Source organism: Bradyrhizobium daqingense, assembly GCF_021044685.1.
GTDB classification, from domain to species: domain Bacteria; phylum Pseudomonadota; class Alphaproteobacteria; order Rhizobiales; family Xanthobacteraceae; genus Bradyrhizobium; species Bradyrhizobium daqingense.
Map to the genome: position 1 here is coordinate 2450376 of NZ_CP088014.1, position 16897 is coordinate 2467272.

The window sequence follows — 16897 nt, forward strand, 5'->3', positions numbered from 1 at the left end:
AACAGAGCGCGATGGTTGGATGAGACGATTTCTGTCGGGCGCATTGCCGTTCTACGCGCTGGCTGGCCTCGCCATGTGCATGTACCTCGTCTTCTACAGGACGAACCTCTTTGACCTGAACGCCATCGTCCAGGGTGCGACCGGCTCATGGTTTCTGGTCTTCATGTTCGTCTGCGTGCTGCTGGAGTCGGTCTTCCCGTATTTCGGCTATTTTCCGGGAACCGCCCTCATTCTGATGTCGGTGACGCTCAGTCCGAAGTCCGTGGATGTCTCCGTCTTCATCGCGGCGTGGCTGGCGATCATCGTCGGCGCCGTCATCAGTTACGGACAGGCTCGCTTCTTCAGGCCGCTGTTGCAGCGGGTTGCTTCCAGCGCGGCACTGCGCCGATGCGAGTCTCTACTCGATGCCTACGGGTCTTACGCGCGAATTGCCTTGTTCGTTCATCCCAATGCTTGCGCGATGTATTTCACGGCGCTCGGCCTTCTCGGCGGGAAGCTGACGCGAGAGCTCGCTTATCTCGGCGTGGGTGCAGCGGTCGCGGTCGGCGTTCTGTTCGTCATCGTGTCCCGGCTCGTGTCATCGGTAGGCCCGACCGATGATGGGCAATTGCAGGTGCTGTTGGCGGCGGCGCTGATCGCCATCGGGACCCTCGTCGGTCTCTACGCCGCCTGGCGGCCGGCTGCAGCCGACTGACGGTTGCTCCGTCATTGCCGGAGGGTTTAGGCCTCCGGCAGCTCGACGCCCGTCAGCTTGCTCAGCTTGTCGACGAGCTGGTCCTGAAATTCCGGATCGGTCGCCTCACCTGCGGGCTGTTCCTGCCGCAAGTGATGCCAGTAGCGGCCACTCACCTTGGCAGCGGAATCCTCGCTCACCGCGAGCCAGGCCTGGGTCCGTTGTCCGGTGTCGAGATCGACCGGCGCGCTCGAGCCGCCCATCTTCGTGCGTACCCAGCCGGGATCAACGGCGTTGCTGAGGACGTCGGGCCAGCGCCGTGCCAGCGTGAACGCCAGCGCCACCACCTGAAGCTTGCTCTCCGCGTAGGCTCTTGCGGAATCCCAGGCCCGGCTCTTCCAGTCGAGGTCGTCCAGCGAGCCCTCTCCGCCGCGATGCAGTCCGCTGCTCAGATACACCAGGCGGTCGGGCCGCCGGATCAGGGCCGTCAGCATGTAAGGCGCCAGTGTGTTGATGGCGAAGGTGACGGCATGGCCTTCCGGCGTCGCGCCGCGGCTCGGCTGTGTATAGACGCCGGCGTTGTGAATGACCGCGTCCATCCGCCCGATTGCGTTGACCTGGTCGGCAATGCGCCTCGTGTCGGTGGCGCTGCTGAGATCGCCGACCACGATACCAGCGGCACGCGATTTGAGCTCGCCGAGCGAGGCGGCGCGATCGGCTGATCGCGCGTGCAGCACCACGCGGTGACCTTGATCCAGAAGCGATTGTGCCGCCGCACGGCCGAGACCGTCCGTGCTGCCCGTGATGAATATGGTCGCCATGCGTGCTCCCTCAGATACAACAAGCGCATTCTACAGTGCGCGTTGATTACTTCCGATACTGCTCGTCGCTCACCTTCTCCAGCCAATCCACATTCCTGCCGCCGGAGGATTCCTGGATCGCGATGTGGGTCATCCCCGTCGTCGGCGAGGCGCCGTGCCAGTGCTTCAGTCCGGGCGGGAACCAGACGACGTCACCGGGCCGGACCTCCTCGACCGGACCGCCTTCGCGCTGAACCCAGCCGAGCCCGGCCGTGATGATCAGCGTCTGCCCGAGTGGATGCGTGTGCCAGGCGGTCCGGGCACCGGGCTCGAATGTGACTTGAGCGCCGCCGACGCGGGCGGGATCCGGTGCCTGAAACAGCGGATCGACGCGGACGGGACCGGTGAACCAGTCCTGCGAGCCCTTCTGCGAGGGCCGTGAGCCGTTTCTCTTGATGTCGATCTCCATTCGAGCCTCCTGTGCGTCGGCGGCGAGCGCCATCCGCTGAATCCCGAGCGTTGCGGCAGCGCTGCCTGCCATGAGGACGCCTCGTCGTGTGATCACGGCATCTCTCCGATCAACGCGGCCGCTTCTCGACGACGTCCTTGACGACAGGTGCCGCGGAGAACGCGTTGGGCCAGCCGGCGTAGAAGGCGAGATGGCCGAGCACCTCGCCGGCTTCCTCCCGCGTCAGGCCGTTGTCCATCGCGCGGTTCAGATGATAGGTGATCTGCGCGACCTGGCCGGTCGCGATGAGCGCGCTCACGGTGACGAGGCTGCGGTCGCGCGGTGCCAGGGCCGGCCTCAGCCAGAGATCGCGGAACAGCACGTCGGTCGTATACTGGACGAGGCTCGGCGTGATCTGCCCGAATTGCTCGCCGACGCGCGTGGCCCGCTGCCTCTCGGCGGCCTCGTCGAGCGGCAGTTGCGGCCCCGAAGCGGGCGGCAGCTGATCGGCGCCGATGTTGCGGCTCCTGAACAGCTCGCTCGCCACCGGGATCGCGTCCAGCGCGTTGGCCCAGCCGGTGTAGAAGGCCAGATGCGTGATGATCTCCGATATCTCCGACGGCTTCACGCCGTTGTCGAGCGCGAGCGCCAGATAGTGGGGCAGCTCGACCGTTTGACGGCGTGCGATCAGTGCGGCAACGGTGACGATGCCGCGATCCCGGCGCGACAGTCCCGCTCGTTTCCAGAGATCGCCGACGACGAACTTTTGCGTATAAGCTTCGAGGGCCGGAGCCACGCTGCGGATGTCGTCCGGCTTGGACATGGTGTTTGCTCCTGCAGTGGAGGTCTGCCCGGCGGCGGGGCCGGCGAGCAGGCACAATGAAAGCAGACTCGCTGCGGCCATTTTCATGACGGGGTTCCTTCCAGGGCGGTGTCCGCCCGACGGTTGATCCGAACCTAGGACTTCCGTGCTTCTCCGATTAGGTGATAGATTTCGCATGCAGTCATTAGCCGGACTAATGAATGAATCGAGAGGACGCCAGCGATCTCCTTGCCTTCCTCGCCGTGGCGCGGGAGCGCAGCTTCACGCGCGCCGCGGCGAAGCTCGGCATGACGCAGTCCGCGCTCAGCCAGATCATCCGCAATCTGGAGGAGCGGCTCGGCGTGCGATTGCTGAACCGAACGACGCGGAGCGTCACGCCGACTGAGGCTGGAGAGCGGCTATTTCTCAGCGTCGGCCCGAAATTCATGGAGATGGAGACTGATCTCGCCGCGCTCAGCGAATTGCGCGAGAAACCCGCCGGGACCATCCGGCTGACGGCGACGGAGTTTGCCGCCGGCGAGATCCTGCTGCCGGCGTTGCAGAAAATCCTGCCGAAATATCCGGACATCCACGTCGAAGTGATCGTCGACTACGGGCTCACCAACATCGTGGCGCAGCAGGTCGATGCCGGCATTCGCCCGGGCGAGCTCGTCGCCAAGGACATGATCGCCGTGCGCGTCAGCCCCGACCTTCGCATGGCCGTCGTCGGTTCTCCGTCATACTTCGCCGAACGCAAGCGGCCGAAGACGCCGCAGGATTTGACCCACCACAATTGCCTCAACCTGCGTCTGCCGACGCATGGCGGCAGTCTCTATGCCTGGGAATTCGAAAAGAACGGGCGGGAGCTCAATGTGCGGGTGGAGGGCCAGCTCGTGTTCAACAGCGCGGGCCTTCTCCTCGACGGCGCGTTGAAGGGGTTGGGCCTTGCCTACCTCACCGAGGGACAGGTGCAGCCTCAATTGTCACAGGGACGTCTGGTCCGTGTGCTCTCGGATTGGTGCCCGCCTTTCTCGGGTTACCATCTCTACTATCCCTGCCGCCGCCAGCCTTCGCCCGCCTTCTCGCTGCTCGTGGAAGCGCTGCGATACCGCGGCAAGTAGGGCTCAGCCTCTGCGGGCGCGGAGCTCGTGGTCCATCGAATCAATCTCGTCGCGCCTGTCACTCAACCCTTGCTGTGGTCCGCAAGACGCTCCGCGGCGACGGTCCGAATTTGGAAGCATCGTGAGCAAGTCGAAACGCTCCAGGACAAGAAGCGACTGAGTTACGAGCACGACCGCGCAACACCTAGGGAGAAAATCACAAGAGCAGCCGCAAGAACATTCCGCGCAGCAAGCGGCCTATCACACAAATCTTCTTTGATGCATTGTCATCATGCCTCGTGTTGACCGATCTTGTCTCGACCAAATCATCGTCGTCGACGGTGGCTCGACCGACGGCAGCATCGAGTGGGCCAAGGAAAACGGATATCAGGTCTATGTGCAGCAGAAGAGGGGCTTCCGCCACGCATACACCGAGGTATGGCCGCTTGTAGAAGGCGACGTGGTGGTCACGTTCAGTCCCGATGGGAACTCCGTCCCTGAACTCATTCCTGATCTCATCGCCAAGATGAGAGAGGGATACGACATGGTCGTAGCTTCCCGCTATCTGGGCGATGCCAAGAGCGATGACGACGACGTCATCACGGCCTTCGGCAATTGGCTGTTCACCAGAACGGTCAATCTGCTGTATGGCGGCCGATACACCGACGTGATGGTGATATTCCGTGCCTATCGCAAGGGGCTGGCACACCAACTCGGGCTCGATCGTGAGGATGCATATGCGTTGCCCGAAACGATGTTCGGTACCAAGATCAGCTGGGAACCGCTCTTGTCGGTGCGAGCGGCGAAAGCGAAGCTGAAGATCGCGGAAATACCAGGGGATGAACCCGCGCGGATCGGCGGAGAACGAAAACTACAGATTTTGCGCTGGGGCGCCGCCTACTACTTCCAGTTCATCCGGGAGATATGGTTCTGGAGACCGGCCAAGTGAAGCGATCCGGGTTGATCAAGCCATTGATCGCCGCATTGCGAGCTGAAGATGGCTTGTCCAAGGGAGTGATCCTTGTCTCGCTGTTACTGGTGGTGTTTGCATATTTGCCGACCCTCCAATTCGACTATGCGACGCAGGATCAGTGGCGCGCGTTTAGATACTCTACCGTGCCGCAGTCGGCGCTCGATCGTGGCCAGGCGTGCGCGACCATGATTCCGAGTTTTTATGTCCTGACCGGACGCCCCTTTGTATGGATGACCGAATGCATCGAGCATGCCGCGGTCGCCAGAATTGCAGACTTCGCCTACCTGCGCCCGATCATGCTTGCGGTCGCGCTTGCGACGGTGATGTACCTGGGTTTCGTCTTGGCGCCGATCTTGGGGGGGATGGCCTTTGGAACGTTGGCCGCCGCCGCAATGGTCCTCACGCCGGCCTATTCATTCATGTTTTTGCAAGGCCTGCCGGCGGGGATGGTTCTGATTGCCCCGATCTTGGCTGCCGCTTCCTTCCATCTTTACAGCGGACGAAATCGCGAGCCCAGGCGTAAGCAAAAAGCGGTCGCAATATCCTTCTGCCTGTTCTTGAGCGCGTGCCTGATCTATCCCGCTTACGCCTTCATTGTCGTACCTCTTGCTCTGTTGGAGTTCGGATTTGATCTGGCGGAGTCTTTATCGAACAGGCTGAAGAATCTTGTTTCGACCCTGGGGTTCTATTTCGGCGCGTGCCTGTTCTACTATGGACTCGTCAAGGTAACGGTATCCTTCATCGAGCGTAAGGCGGGTGATCTACCGGTCGGGTACGAGGTTGCCGTGCAACTCGGCTCTGTCCTCCTTCACCAGGCGAAGGTGGCCGCCATCCATTTCGTCAATATGTCGCCATTCGACTTTTCTTCGCCGCCGGGATTGTCGCTTGTTATTCTGGTTGCCTTTTGCGGTAGCCTCGCATGGCTCGGCAGCAGGGCCCCGAAAGGAGGGCACTCTGTCCTCACGGTTAGCCTGTCGTTCCTGATCATCAGTCTTGTCGTCCTGTTTGCAGCGATTTCGCCCTGGCTGTTCAGCCCATCCCAAGCCCTTGCTTCCAGACACGTGCTCCCCTGGAACCTGTTTTTTTGCGGCGCCACGGTCGGGCTTCTCTCCCTGCTTCTTCGGCGCTATCCGGCGACTGCAAGATGGGCACCTGCGATCCTGTTGTTCGGCGGTTTCTTGCCGATCGCCTGGATTCAAAACCAGCAGTCCAAGCTTGAGACCGTTGTCACGGGCGCGGAAATCCAGCTGATGCGGGACAAGTTGTCAGATTGGCTTGATATGAAGGGATGGATCAACAGCAGGCATTTGCTGGTGGTGGTTCCAATCCGTCCTCGTCCGCCGAGCGCCGAGAAAGAACTCAGCCCTCAATTCGGCAACGAAAATGCAGTCCTGGCGACCTCCAGAAATCCTGTCGGCATACCCTGGATGATCAATGCACTGCTTCGCGAGCGAGCAGATTATCCCGGTGTTCCGGTGGAATATTGTGGATCCGACCAAGCTTGCGTCAATTACGCGCTGGCGAGTTCGAAAAGTGTCGTCGTGAGTTTCTCATCCGGTGCTGAGGTGATCTACGGGCCGGTCAAGCCATATATCATGGACTTTTCCAGGATGACCGCCGAGCCCATTACGCCTTCGGTGGTCGGTGTGAAGATCAGTGCCACCAGTGTCTTGGGCGAATATGGCCCCGGCGGATTGTTCTGGTCAGCACAGCCTGGCTGGCATGCTTCGAGATACCCGACCTACCCGCAGGTCATCACGGTGGAGTTCACGGATGCCAAATCGTTCAGCAGCGTAAGTTTCGAGTCTCAGAATGGCCTTGTCGAGCGGATGCCGAAGGAGGTCAGAATCAAGATCAGCGATGACGGGAGTGCCTGGACGTCGATTGCGTCTGTAGGCGATATTTGCGCGTTGGATGATCTGCGAGGCTGGCGTACCGTGAAAATTCCCGAGCGGGTTCGATCGCGGTTCTTGCAGATCGAGATTTTGTCGAATTGCGGCCATCCCGATATTCTGACGCTGAAAGGCTTGAAGGTGGAATGACCTGTCGTCTCATCTCGGAGGGCGTCGCTCGATGAGGATGGGCGTTCAACGCCTCACGATTGGCGTTGTCCCGTCATCGGTTGCAGAGGCGATCTAATGCACGGGATCAGTCCACCAGAAGCCGTTCTCGCAGTTTACTCGTTCGAACTCTTCTGTGACCGCGAGCAGGACACCCGGATGAAATGCGCTGCCGTCGGGGAGAACGAATAAGTCGCTTTCCATGTTGGCTCGGGCAAGCGCAACCAGATCGTCTCGGGGCGCAGTGTCGAGATCATCGCCACAGATCACGCCGCCGGGACGCAAAAGCCGCTTGGCCTCCTGCATGTCTCGCTTGGCGTCGGCATAGTAATGTGACCCGTCGATATAGATTAAGTCGAAAGACCGTTCCTTGAGGAGAGGGAGGAAGGTTTTCGATTCCGCTCGTACGAGCGAGACGGAAAGCCTCGCTTCGTTCTTGTAAATTTCTTTCAACGCCGTGTTGATCGCAACATGGTGGAGGCCGTCCATTCCAACTGTCGCGGCGGCTGTCTCGCCTTCTGCAATGTAGGGGCGCCATGCGTCGACCAGCATCAGAGAGGAACCTGTCGGCAGGGTTTGCAGCCAGACTTGAGTCGATCCTTTCCCCATCCACGTTCCGATCTCTAGGACGTCGCACGGCTTTGTAAGAAATTGCCCTGCCACTCTTCGGATGCTGTTGCGGCGTTCTTGCCAAAGCTGATTGGAATGCACGCCGGCCAGAGCCACGAATGGGCCGGATGGCATTGCGATATTGGCCACCTTGGCGAAGATCGAGGGGAGTACCGGTAGCTCGCCGAGCGCCGATACCGCCAGCCACTTCAACCCGCGTTCACGATACAAGAGACGGGCACGCTTTATTTTCGACGCGGTTGACATCCAGCATTCCAATGTGTCGGACTTTTGCAGCCCAATCTTCTGGGCGGGATTTTTCGCGATAGGCAATCATTACAGCGTGCAGAGCTTGTGACAATCCGTCGTCACGGGCACCGACATGCAGACTCGCTATATGTGGTGGTTACATAAGAGATCGAAACCGCCTCTCGGGTGTCATGCGAGCCATTCTAGCGAAGCCAATGCCAATGACCGGCGCGGACGTCGGCGAGCGCCGACTTGTCCCCTACACTAAAGCCGCTCTCCAGACATGCCCATCCTACCCCTGTTTTGCCCGACGCCTCGCATAAGAATTCGGAAAACGCGTAACTCCTTGTTTTTGCTCATGTCGGCTACTGTGCATGGGGTTGTTTTCGCAGATTGGAATCGAGACGGCCGCAAAACGCCCGCTGGGCCTTCGATGATCGCCAAGATGGTTCAGGACAATGGATGGTGGGCGCACAAGGGATCGAACCTTGGACCTCTCCCGTGTGAACCACAATCCGTAGACCCGAGCTAACCAAATCCGGCCATAGTTGAGGTGTAAAAACTCCTTAAATTAATGAGAGTTATGGCCTACTACGGCTATAAGAGCCCATACCTGACCTTACTACATTTTGTATGCCCCCGTTGTGCCCGCCGCGGATATTCCCTTGGGGCACACAAACGGGGGAGGTCTGAGACCCGGTTCTGTTCGAGGCTCACCGCCCTTCTTGCGGGGCACACTGGGGCACAGAGAGAGGGAAGGAATCATGACGGAGCCGGCCAACCAGCTGACACTCACCGATGCGGTGATCCGCAACGCAACGCTGCCGCCGGGTAAGGCGCAGCATTATCTCCACGACGACAAGCTGCCCGGCCTCGCCTTGCGCATGCGCGCCACCGGCGGCCGGACCTGGGTCTACCTCTTCACCAAGCCGGGGGTGAGGGGGACCCAGCGCAAGACCCTCGGCGCGTGGCCCAAATATAATGAGAAGGCCGCCCGCAAGGCCGCCACCATCGCCGCAGGCGAAGTCGTCAAGGGCTTGGACCCGAACGACGCGAAGCGCGAGGCGAGGCGGCAACAGGCAGCCGAGAAGCAGCGCACCACGCTCGCGACCCTCATTGTTGAAGATGGTCCTTACCAGACGTCTATGACCGAACGTCAAGTCGTCAACTGGAAGCCAGCAATGTCGGCGCTGCGGCGCGGGCTCAAGGATCACGCCGAGAGCGGCGTGGGGGACCTGACGCGACGGCAGATCATGGCTGCGGTCGATAAGATTGCCAAGACCGGCAAGCGTGGTGCAGCCAAGGACTTGCGCAAGCACGTGCATACTTTGCTCGAATGGTGCGTCGGTGAGGGCTATGTCGAGCACAACGTGCTCGCCGGCTATCGCGCGCCCAAGGAAACCCGCGCGCAAAGGGTCGGACGCCGAACGAAGGGCCGCGCGCTGACCGATGAGGAAATCATCAAAGTCTGGGATGCATCCGGCAAGCTCGGGGCTTTTGGTCTCCTGGCTCGCATGTGCCTGCTCGGTGGCCCGCGCCGCAGCGAGCCTACCATGATCGAGTGGCGAAAGCACATCATGGATGACCGTATCACCTTCGATGCGGCGTGGACCAAGATGGGCCTGCACCACGACGTGCCGCGCACCCACCTCGCAAACGAGGTGCTCGCGGCCGCCAAACACTTCCAGCGCGCAACGTCCGACTATGTCTTCCCGTCACCAAAGACCGGCGGCCAGATGTCCGGGTTCACCAAGATGGTCAACCGCCTGGTCAAGGAAGCGGGTGTTGCCAAGTTTACCATGCATGACCTAAGGCGCAGCTTACGAACCGTCATGTCTCGCTGCGGCTACGACAACGAAATCCAGCGGCTGTGTGTCGGGCAAAGGCCAAGCGGAATCGATCAGGTCTACAATCACGACGAACAGTGGATCATCCGCAAAATGGCGTTCGAAGCGGCTCACGACTACATTGCGGAGTTGGTCGGCGCGAAACGGGTCGGCAAAATCGTGCGCCTGCAGCGGACGAATCCGCTTGACCCGATCAAGGCCGAGCTCCTCGGCCGTCTCCGTGAGCATTATGCGGCTGAGGCATCTCAGTGGTCTTATCGCACTTGGCCAGATAGTCGCGTACCGCATCGACACGATAGAGGGGGCGGCCATCGACGTAGCGCCATTTCAGCGGGTGGCTCGGATTGCGCCGCCACTGCTCCAACGCGCCGGGCGTACGCCGGATGACCGCGGCCGCCTCAAATGCCGTCAAATTAGAGCTGCCCGGCAGCGTATCGATATCGAACGTCGCGGGCGGCGGCATGCCACGGTTCTTGCGACGGCGATTCGCCCGCGGTATTTTGCTGGAACCTGCCGACCCAAATGCCTCGATCCCAATCTTTTCGTCTTTGCCGCGCATGCCTCCGCCCCGAACCATGATCGGTCTGGGCAATAAGATCGTAGGCTGCTCCGGCAAGAAAGAAACCAAGTGCGCAGGTATGGTTGCTGGGTAGCTGTGGCGTACAAATAGGACGAACCGGTTCCAGCCCGGCAGACCTTCGGCCTCATAACCTGAAGGTCATAGGTTCAAATCTATCCCCGCAACCAAATTTCTGATGTAATACAACGGGTTGGGCGAAAGCCTAACCCTTTAATTTTTCGTAAATGGCCTAGCACGCGCCTAGCACAAAATTCGACTTTTTGGTTCCCTGCGCTAAAATGCACGTGGAGGTGCATGATGGCCAGGCACGAGCTTCTAGGTGGTCTGATTCAGGTATACCGGCGAAACGGCCGGTATTGGCACTGTTCGGCCTCCATCGACGGCCGCCAACACCGCAGCACGACCGGAGAGGAAGATCTCTCCCTCGCCAAGCAGTTTGCGGAGGACTCGTTTATCGGTCTTCGTGGGAAGGCGCGGGAGGGGCTGTTGGTGAATGAGAAGACCTTTCGCCAAGCCGCTGACCAATTCCTGAAAGAGTATGAGGTGATCACCGAGGGCCAGCGCAGCGAGCGCTGGGTCCAGGGTTACGAGATCAGGCTTCGCCTGCACCTGTTGCCGTTCTTCAGGCAAGGTGCAGGAATATCGCCTACACCGGATCGCAACGTCTAAGACCGGCAAGGCGCCCGCGCGCAGCACTATCCACGACGAGGTCGTGACGTTGCGGCAGGTGTTGAAGACTGCCATTCGCCATGAATGGCTCGCGCACCTGCCGGACTTCTCTCCTCCTTATAAGACTTCGGGGAAGGTGGTGCATCGGCCGTGGTTCAGCCCCGAGGAATACAAGCAGCTCTACGAAACCACGCGGGCGCACGCGAAGGCCAGCCAGATCCACCACCGTTGGAGTGCCGAGCAATTGCATGATTACGTCCTGTTCTTGGCCAACACCGGCTTGCGGCCGGATGAGGCCAAGAACCTCCAGCATCGCGACGTGACCATTGTTGAGGACGAACGTAGCGGCGAGCGCATCCTGGAAATCGAGGTGCGCGGCAAGCGGGGCGTCGGCTACTGCAAGAGCATGCCGAGCGCGGTGCGACCCCTATGAGCGGCTGCTAGGCCGCGCGAAATACGTGAAGCAGGGCAGAGCGCGGGTGCTGGCGAAGCTGCCGCCCTCTAACGAGCCGCCGCAGTTGCCCAAGCCGACCGACCACGTGTTTCCGGGCAATCACATCAAGATGTTCAATGCCCTGCTTGATAGGAGCGAGTTGAAGCTGGATCGGGATGGCAATCGGCGGACCGCATACAGCCTGCGGCATACCTACATCTGCATGCGCCTGATGGAAGGGGCGGACAGCTACTAGATAGCGAAGAACTGCCGAACCTCAGTGGAGATGATCGAGAAGTTCTATGCGGCGCACATCAAGAACAGGCTCGATGCTTCCGCCATCAATGTGCGTCAGGCCAAGCCCGCTCCTCGCAGGCAGTTGAGTGAGGTCTTCTGCTTTTGTCGCCTTGTAGACCCTTCTGGACCAAGATCGGCGCGCGGCCTGGCAACAGGACGGCAAGGGCTTCAACATCCAGTTGAGCTGCCTGCCATTGAACGGCCGCCTCGTGGTTCGCGAACCCAAGGCCGACGCGGAGGCGGGGCAATGAGCCCAGCCGCCACGCGGGGCTACGACGTCGGCTTCAAAAGCTGGATGACATACGAACCCCTCGTGCTCGCCAGCAGCGAGCACGAGGCCATCGCCAAGGGCAAGGCCATTTACGGCCTCGCCGGCCTCGGCGATTTTTCGTTCAGCGATTGCGGCGAAGGACTGGCTCGCCTAGGTTCATGAGCCGGAGGCGCATTCATGAACGTCGTCCTCAAGCCGGGTACGCGTTGACGATAGATCTCCGACATATTCATCCGAAGTCGATGGCAGCAGCGCGACGCCTGCCGCATTCAGGCGGTTGCCTCAGCTTCCGGCAGCAGGAGCCAAGCTCAAGACGATTGCTCAGAAAACCGCCTCTGTGCAAGACAATGGGTCCCTGTACGCGCAATAAGAGGAAACCGCGCTGTGACACTCTCTCTTGACGGCGAAATTCGAGACGGACGGCATTACATGCAGGTCCGCGTCTATTTCGAAGATACCGATTCCGGCCAGATTGTTTATCACGCGAATTTTTTGCGTTTCATGGAACGTGGCAGAACGAATTACTTGCGCCTGCTCGGCACCAATCAGCAAGCGCTGCTCGAGGAAACGCGGAACGATGCGCCGGGCTTCGCCTTCGTTGTCCGTTCGATGACAATCGATTTTCTAAAACCGGCAGTCTTGGACGACCTGCTTGACATTGTCACGGTCCCGCAAGAGGTGAGAGGCGCGTCGATTGCCTTGCTGCAGGAGTGCAGGCGCGGGGGTGATCTCTTGGTCTCGGCGCGTGTACGGGTCGCGTTTATCTCAGGCGGAAAAGCGCAGCGCATCCCAAAGGCTCTGAGGCTTGCTATGGAAGAGCACAGATAAATCTGCCTTTCGTTCACGCTTTAACGCTCCAGCGACCCAATGAAATCAATGCGTTGGCCTTTTGTTGCGATATCGTCAAGTCAGAGTTCTCGGGGATCGTCTATCACGCCAATTACCTGCGCTACATGGAGCGCGGGCGGACCAATCATCTGAGGCTGATGGGCGCCGAGCAGCAGGCGCTGTTCGACCAGGTCGAGACCGAGGGCGCGGGCTTTGCCTTTGTCGTGCGCTCGATGCATCTGGATTTCCTCAAGCCCGCGCGGATGGACGACGTGCTCGACGTCGTGACCTGGCCGATCGCGGTGAAGGGCGCCTCCATCATGTTGGCGCAGGAGGTGCGGCGTGGTGAGGACGTGCTGGTGAAGGCCGAGGTACGGGTCGCCTTCATCAGCGGCGGCCGCGCCCAGCCGATCCCCAAATCGATCCGCACCTTGATGAAGGCCGATTTGATTTCGTGATCGCCCGATAAGTGATCGCCTGATTTGTGATGGCCTATCGACTCCGTCAGACGCGGCGATAGATTGCGTCCTCACCCAATCGACGAGGTCCCCGATGTCGCGCCCGCCGCTTCCGCCCTTCACGAGAGAAACCGCCGCGCAGAAAGCGCGCATGGCCGAGGACGCCTGGAATTCGCGCGATCCGGTGAAGGTGTCGCTCGCCTATACCGAGGACAGCCGCTGGCGCAATCGCTCGGAAGTGTTTCAGGGCCGCGAGGCCATCGTCGCCTTCCTCACCCGCAAATGGGAGAAGGAGCAGGATTACCGTCTGATCAAGGACCTCTGGGCTTTCGATGAGAACCGTATCGCGGTGCGCTTCCAGTACGAATGGCACGACGGCAAAGGCCAATGGTATCGCTCCTACGGCAACGAGCAGTGGGAATTCGACGAGCACGGCCTGATGAAGCGGCGCGAGGCCTCGATCAACGACATCATGATCGCCGAGAAGGACCGCCGCTTTCACTGGCCTGCGCCGGGCCCGCGGCCGGCCGATGTGCCGGGGCTGGGGACGGATCCGTTCTGATTACCTAACTGCCTGAATTGCTCTTGGCTCCTGCTTTCGGAAGGTCCTCCCAAGCCCACATGGCTCCTAGCGCCGTCACGAAACCGGCGGCCATCAGCATCCAGCCCGTCCACTGAAGCGCGAAGAAAAGGAGATATATCAAACCCACCAGCCCAACGATAATTAGGGCCGAGGCAAACATCAGACTGATCGTGCGACGAGGCTCATTCCCATCCAGCAGAAAGTTTAGGCGCCGCGCGCCGCGCCAAAAACCGCGTGATCGCGCCGCCGAGCTTCGCGCTGTCCATCGGCAGCGCCAGCGACTGCCGCGCGGTCGCAACGACGTCATCTGGCGCCTTGCCGTCGCGCAGATCACAGCACACTTGTGCGAACTCGACGTCGAATTCCGGATGCGGCTGCACGGTCAGCGTGGTGCCGTTGGCGTAGAGCAGGCCGGCATGCGGCGTGAAGTCTGACGAGAGGATCGTTAGCGCGTCATACGGCGGCTCGATCACCTGGTCCTGATGCGAGGCGGCGATCGCGACCGTTTCGCCATCGACGACACCGTTTTCCGGCAGCACCTGATAGACGTGGCGGCCGATGCCCCAGCCCTTGTCCGACCTGCGCACGGTGCCGCCGAGCGCCTGTGCGACCAGCTGATGGCCGAAGCAGACGCCGACCATCGGCGTCTTTTTGGCGTAAGCCGTGCGAACGAAATCTTCCAGTGGAGCGATCCAATCGAGTCCGTCATAGACGCCGGCCGCCGCGCCGGTGATCAGCACGGCGTCGAGCGTGCGTGGATCGGGCAGGGCATCGCCGTTCGGGATACTGATGACATCCACATCGGCTGCTGGATCTTCGGCGCGGACCATGCGCGCGAACATGTCCGGAAAAGAGCCATGGCGCTCGCGATGTTTTTCAGGAACGAGCCCGGTCTCGATGATGGTGATGCGTGTCATGTGGTGCCTTCGGAGACGGGGAGGATACTTCAGGACCTGCAAGACGTCCAAGTCAACCCGGCGCAAAATCCCGCGTGAACTCGTCCTCGAGCTCGGTGAGCGCCTTGCGCATGGTTTCGACCAGATCCAGCGCCACCGGCGAGGGACTGCGCTGCGCCGGGAAGACGGCGGAGAATTCGAAGTCGATGCGCGGCAGGAAGCGGCGCACGACGACGCCGCGCGTGGCAAATTCCTGTGCGGTGAAGGGATCGCAGATCGACACCCCGAGTCCCGATGACACCATCCCGCACATGATCTCCGACAGTGTGGTCTCGACCCGGAGCACGCGGCGGACGTCGCTGCGATGGAAAACCTGGTCGACAAGGTGGCGGCTCGACGAGCCCGCCGACAGCGAGATGAAGGTCTCGCCCTCGAAGTCGCGCGGCTCCAGCACCTCCTTCTCCGCCAGATGATGTCCGGTCGGCAGCACGGCGACGCGGGCGAGCGCCGGCAGCCGCAGGCTGGGCAGACCGGAATGCGCGATCGGCACCTCGGCAAAGCCGATGTCGCATTGATTGTTCAGCACCCAGTCGACCACGATCGGCGAGATCACGCCGAAAAAGGCGAGGTTCAGGTTGGGCCGCTCCCTCAAGAAGTGCCCCGCTAGTCGCGGCAAATAGCCGTTCGCCAAGGCAGGCAGCGCGGCGATGCGCAGCGAGCCGGTGCGGCGGCCGCGGATTTCCTCGGCGGCCGCGGTGATGCGTTCGAGACCGACGAAGGAGCGTTCGACCTCGGTATAGAGCGCCATCGCCGCCGCAGTCGGCACCAGACCGGTGCCGCGGCGCTCGAACAGCTCCATCTTCAAGAGTGCCTGGAAGTCGCGCAGCAGCCGGCTGACCGCGGGCTGCGTCACCACCATCAGCTTCGCAGCCTCGGTGACGCTGCCGGTCAGCATCGTCGCCCGGAAGGCCTCCACCTGCCGCGAATTGATCCGCCCCATTCCAACGTCCATTCATAACATTTCGGCATGCAGAGGGTGCCATTATTCATTGGACGATGGAAGCTTGGGTTTGCGATCTTTTTCATCAGAGCTGGAGCCAGCCCGCTTTTTCGGCAGATTGGAGGGGTTCAACCTCCAGATCGCGCCAAAACCCGCCGACCAGGGGCCGGAGCCCTGGCCGGGGAGGGGATGCGCGGAAGGAAATGCGGAAGGCGCTTCGGCCGGAGACTTGTCGGCACGTCACCTCATTCCGGTATGGAGATCGGACCACATGAAGACTTTTCGCCTTCTGGCCGCGGTCAGCATCGCAGCCCTCATTGCCGTCCCGTCGGCCGTCTCGGCCCAGCAAAAGACGCTCTATGTCGCCGGCTATGGCGGCTCGTTCGAGAAGACCATTCGCGACGAGGTGATCCCGGCGTTCGAGAAGGAGAACGGCGTCAAGGTCGAGTACGTCGCCGGCAACTCCACCGACACGCTGGCCAAGCTCCAGGCGCAGAAGGGCAACCAGCAGATCGACGTCGCCATCGTCGATGACGGCCCGATGTACCAAGCGATCCAGCTCGGCTTCTGCGGCAAGCTCGAGGGACTGCCGGCCGATCTCTACGACACCGCGCGCTTCAAGGACGATCGCGCGGTCGCGATCGGCATCGTCGCGACCGGCCTGATGTACAACACCAAGGTGTTCAAGGAGAAAGGCTGGGCGCCGCCGACCTCTTGGAACGATCTGAAGGACACGAAATACGCCAAGCAGCTGGTGATCCCGCCGATCAACAACACCTATGGCCTGGAAGCGCTGGTGATGCTGTCGAAGATGAACGGCGGCGGCGAGACCAATGTCGAGTCCGGCTTCAAGATCTTCAAGGAGCAGATCAATCCGAACGTGCTGGCTTATGAGCCGTCGCCCGGCAAGATGACCGAGCTGTTCCAGTCCGGTCAGGCCGTGATCGCAGTGTGGGGCACCGGCCGCGTGCAGAGCTTTGCCAACACCGGCTTCCCCGTCGACTTCGTCTATCCGAAGGAAGGCGCGGCAACGCTGCTGACGACGGCGTGTCCGATCAACAAGCCCAATGCCTCGCCGCTCGCTGCGAGCTTCGTCAAGATGCTGCTCGATCCCAAGATCCAGCTCGTGTTGCTCAAGGATTACGGTTATGGCCCAGTGCTGAAATCGTTGGTGATCCCGCCCGAGCTCGGCAAGATGGCGCCGATCGGCGAGCGCGCGGCCAAGCTTTACAATCCGGATTGGACCGTCATCAACGAAAAGCGCGAGGAGTGGACCAAGCGCTGGAATCGCGAGGTCGAGCGCTGACTTGATCGTCGCTAG

General features: G+C 61.0%; 20 protein-coding genes. 14 read left to right on the top strand and 6 right to left on the bottom strand.

Annotation, left to right across the window (positions count from 1 at the left end):
- Positions 1-19: 19 nt before the first annotated feature.
- A complete protein-coding gene (locus LPJ38_RS11715; protein WP_145632855.1) occupies positions 20-694 on the top strand; it encodes a hypothetical protein in 675 nt (224 codons plus the stop codon).
- A 26-nt stretch (positions 695-720) separates the two neighbouring features.
- On the opposite strand, the gene LPJ38_RS11720 is transcribed toward LPJ38_RS11715, so the two are convergent.
- The 3 genes from LPJ38_RS11720 to LPJ38_RS11730 all read right to left on the bottom strand — a co-directional run bounded on the left by LPJ38_RS11720 (position 721) and on the right by LPJ38_RS11730 (position 2831).
- A complete protein-coding gene (locus tag LPJ38_RS11720; protein ID WP_145632851.1) occupies positions 721-1494 on the bottom strand; it encodes an SDR family NAD(P)-dependent oxidoreductase in 774 nt (257 codons plus the stop codon).
- A gap of 46 nt (positions 1495-1540) precedes the next feature.
- Positions 1541-1936, bottom strand: a complete 396-nt coding sequence (locus LPJ38_RS11725; protein WP_208750546.1) for a (R)-mandelonitrile lyase — start codon at positions 1934-1936, stop codon at positions 1541-1543.
- Positions 1937-2051: 115 nt separating this feature from the next.
- Positions 2052-2831, bottom strand: coding sequence for a carboxymuconolactone decarboxylase family protein (locus LPJ38_RS11730; protein WP_145632847.1), 780 nt, complete (start codon positions 2829-2831; stop codon positions 2052-2054).
- 113 nt (positions 2832-2944) lie between these two features.
- Between LPJ38_RS11730 and LPJ38_RS11735 the strand changes: the two genes are divergently transcribed.
- The 3 genes from LPJ38_RS11735 (at position 2945) to LPJ38_RS11745 (ending at position 6838) form a co-directional block, all read left to right on the top strand.
- A complete protein-coding gene (locus LPJ38_RS11735) occupies positions 2945-3844 on the top strand; it encodes a LysR family transcriptional regulator (protein ID WP_145632845.1) in 900 nt (299 codons plus the stop codon).
- A 271-nt stretch (positions 3845-4115) separates the two neighbouring features.
- Positions 4116-4772, top strand: coding sequence for a glycosyltransferase family 2 protein (locus LPJ38_RS11740; RefSeq protein WP_145632840.1), 657 nt, complete (start codon positions 4116-4118; stop codon positions 4770-4772).
- Positions 4769-6838: a discoidin domain-containing protein gene (locus tag LPJ38_RS11745; RefSeq protein WP_231088611.1), complete on the top strand. Its 2070-nt coding sequence runs from the start codon at positions 4769-4771 to the stop codon at positions 6836-6838. Before LPJ38_RS11740 ends, LPJ38_RS11745 begins: the two co-directional genes overlap by 4 nt.
- A 93-nt stretch (positions 6839-6931) precedes the next feature.
- Here the strand turns inward: LPJ38_RS11745 and LPJ38_RS11750 are convergent, their stop codons facing one another.
- The gene (locus LPJ38_RS11750; protein ID WP_145632833.1) at positions 6932-7732 is read right to left on the bottom strand and encodes a class I SAM-dependent methyltransferase; all 801 of its coding nucleotides are present in this window, start codon (positions 7730-7732) and stop codon (positions 6932-6934) included.
- Between the two features lie 746 nt (positions 7733-8478).
- Between LPJ38_RS11750 and LPJ38_RS11755 the strand changes: the two genes are divergently transcribed.
- The 9 genes from LPJ38_RS11755 (at position 8479) to LPJ38_RS11795 (ending at position 13659) form a co-directional block, all read left to right on the top strand.
- Complete coding sequence (locus LPJ38_RS11755) at positions 8479-9948, top strand: tyrosine-type recombinase/integrase (protein ID WP_231088612.1); 1470 nt, start codon at positions 8479-8481, stop codon at positions 9946-9948.
- Positions 9945-10214, top strand: a complete 270-nt coding sequence (locus LPJ38_RS11760; RefSeq protein ID WP_167520444.1) for a hypothetical protein — start codon at positions 9945-9947, stop codon at positions 10212-10214. Before LPJ38_RS11755 ends, LPJ38_RS11760 begins: the two co-directional genes overlap by 4 nt.
- A 221-nt stretch (positions 10215-10435) precedes the next feature.
- Positions 10436-10810 carry a hypothetical protein gene (locus LPJ38_RS11765; protein WP_162130959.1) on the top strand — a complete coding sequence of 125 codons (375 nt, stop codon included), beginning with the start codon at positions 10436-10438 and terminating at the stop codon, positions 10808-10810.
- On the top strand, positions 10773-11243 hold the full coding sequence (locus tag LPJ38_RS11770) for a hypothetical protein (protein WP_014492326.1): 471 nt from the start codon (positions 10773-10775) through the stop codon (positions 11241-11243). Before LPJ38_RS11765 ends, LPJ38_RS11770 begins: the two co-directional genes overlap by 38 nt.
- Before the next feature lie 46 nt (positions 11244-11289).
- Complete coding sequence (locus LPJ38_RS11775; protein WP_014492327.1) at positions 11290-11499, top strand: hypothetical protein; 210 nt, start codon at positions 11290-11292, stop codon at positions 11497-11499.
- Between the two features lie 288 nt (positions 11500-11787).
- The gene (locus tag LPJ38_RS11780; protein ID WP_014492328.1) at positions 11788-11973 is read left to right on the top strand and encodes a hypothetical protein; all 186 of its coding nucleotides are present in this window, start codon (positions 11788-11790) and stop codon (positions 11971-11973) included.
- 222 nt (positions 11974-12195) lie between these two features.
- Positions 12196-12639: a tol-pal system-associated acyl-CoA thioesterase gene (ybgC, locus tag LPJ38_RS11785; RefSeq protein ID WP_011089947.1), complete on the top strand. Its 444-nt coding sequence runs from the start codon at positions 12196-12198 to the stop codon at positions 12637-12639.
- Between the two features lie 53 nt (positions 12640-12692).
- Positions 12693-13097, top strand: coding sequence for a YbgC/FadM family acyl-CoA thioesterase (locus LPJ38_RS11790; protein ID WP_208750537.1), 405 nt, complete (start codon positions 12693-12695; stop codon positions 13095-13097).
- 94 nt (positions 13098-13191) lie between these two features.
- Positions 13192-13659 (top strand): nuclear transport factor 2 family protein, encoded by a 468-nt coding sequence (locus LPJ38_RS11795; protein ID WP_145632827.1) that lies wholly within the window; start codon positions 13192-13194, stop codon positions 13657-13659.
- Between the two features lie 203 nt (positions 13660-13862).
- Here the strand turns inward: LPJ38_RS11795 and LPJ38_RS11800 are convergent, their stop codons facing one another.
- Entirely contained in the window at positions 13863-14597 is a 735-nt protein-coding gene (locus LPJ38_RS11800) for a type 1 glutamine amidotransferase (protein ID WP_145632824.1), read from the bottom strand.
- Positions 14598-14649: 52 nt separating this feature from the next.
- Positions 14650-15576: a LysR substrate-binding domain-containing protein gene (locus LPJ38_RS11805; protein ID WP_145632821.1), complete on the bottom strand. Its 927-nt coding sequence runs from the start codon at positions 15574-15576 to the stop codon at positions 14650-14652.
- A gap of 271 nt (positions 15577-15847) precedes the next feature.
- Between LPJ38_RS11805 and LPJ38_RS11810 the strand changes: the two genes are divergently transcribed.
- Positions 15848-16882 (top strand): ABC transporter substrate-binding protein, encoded by a 1035-nt coding sequence (locus tag LPJ38_RS11810; protein WP_145632818.1) that lies wholly within the window; start codon positions 15848-15850, stop codon positions 16880-16882.
- Positions 16883-16897: the final 15 nt, after the last annotated feature.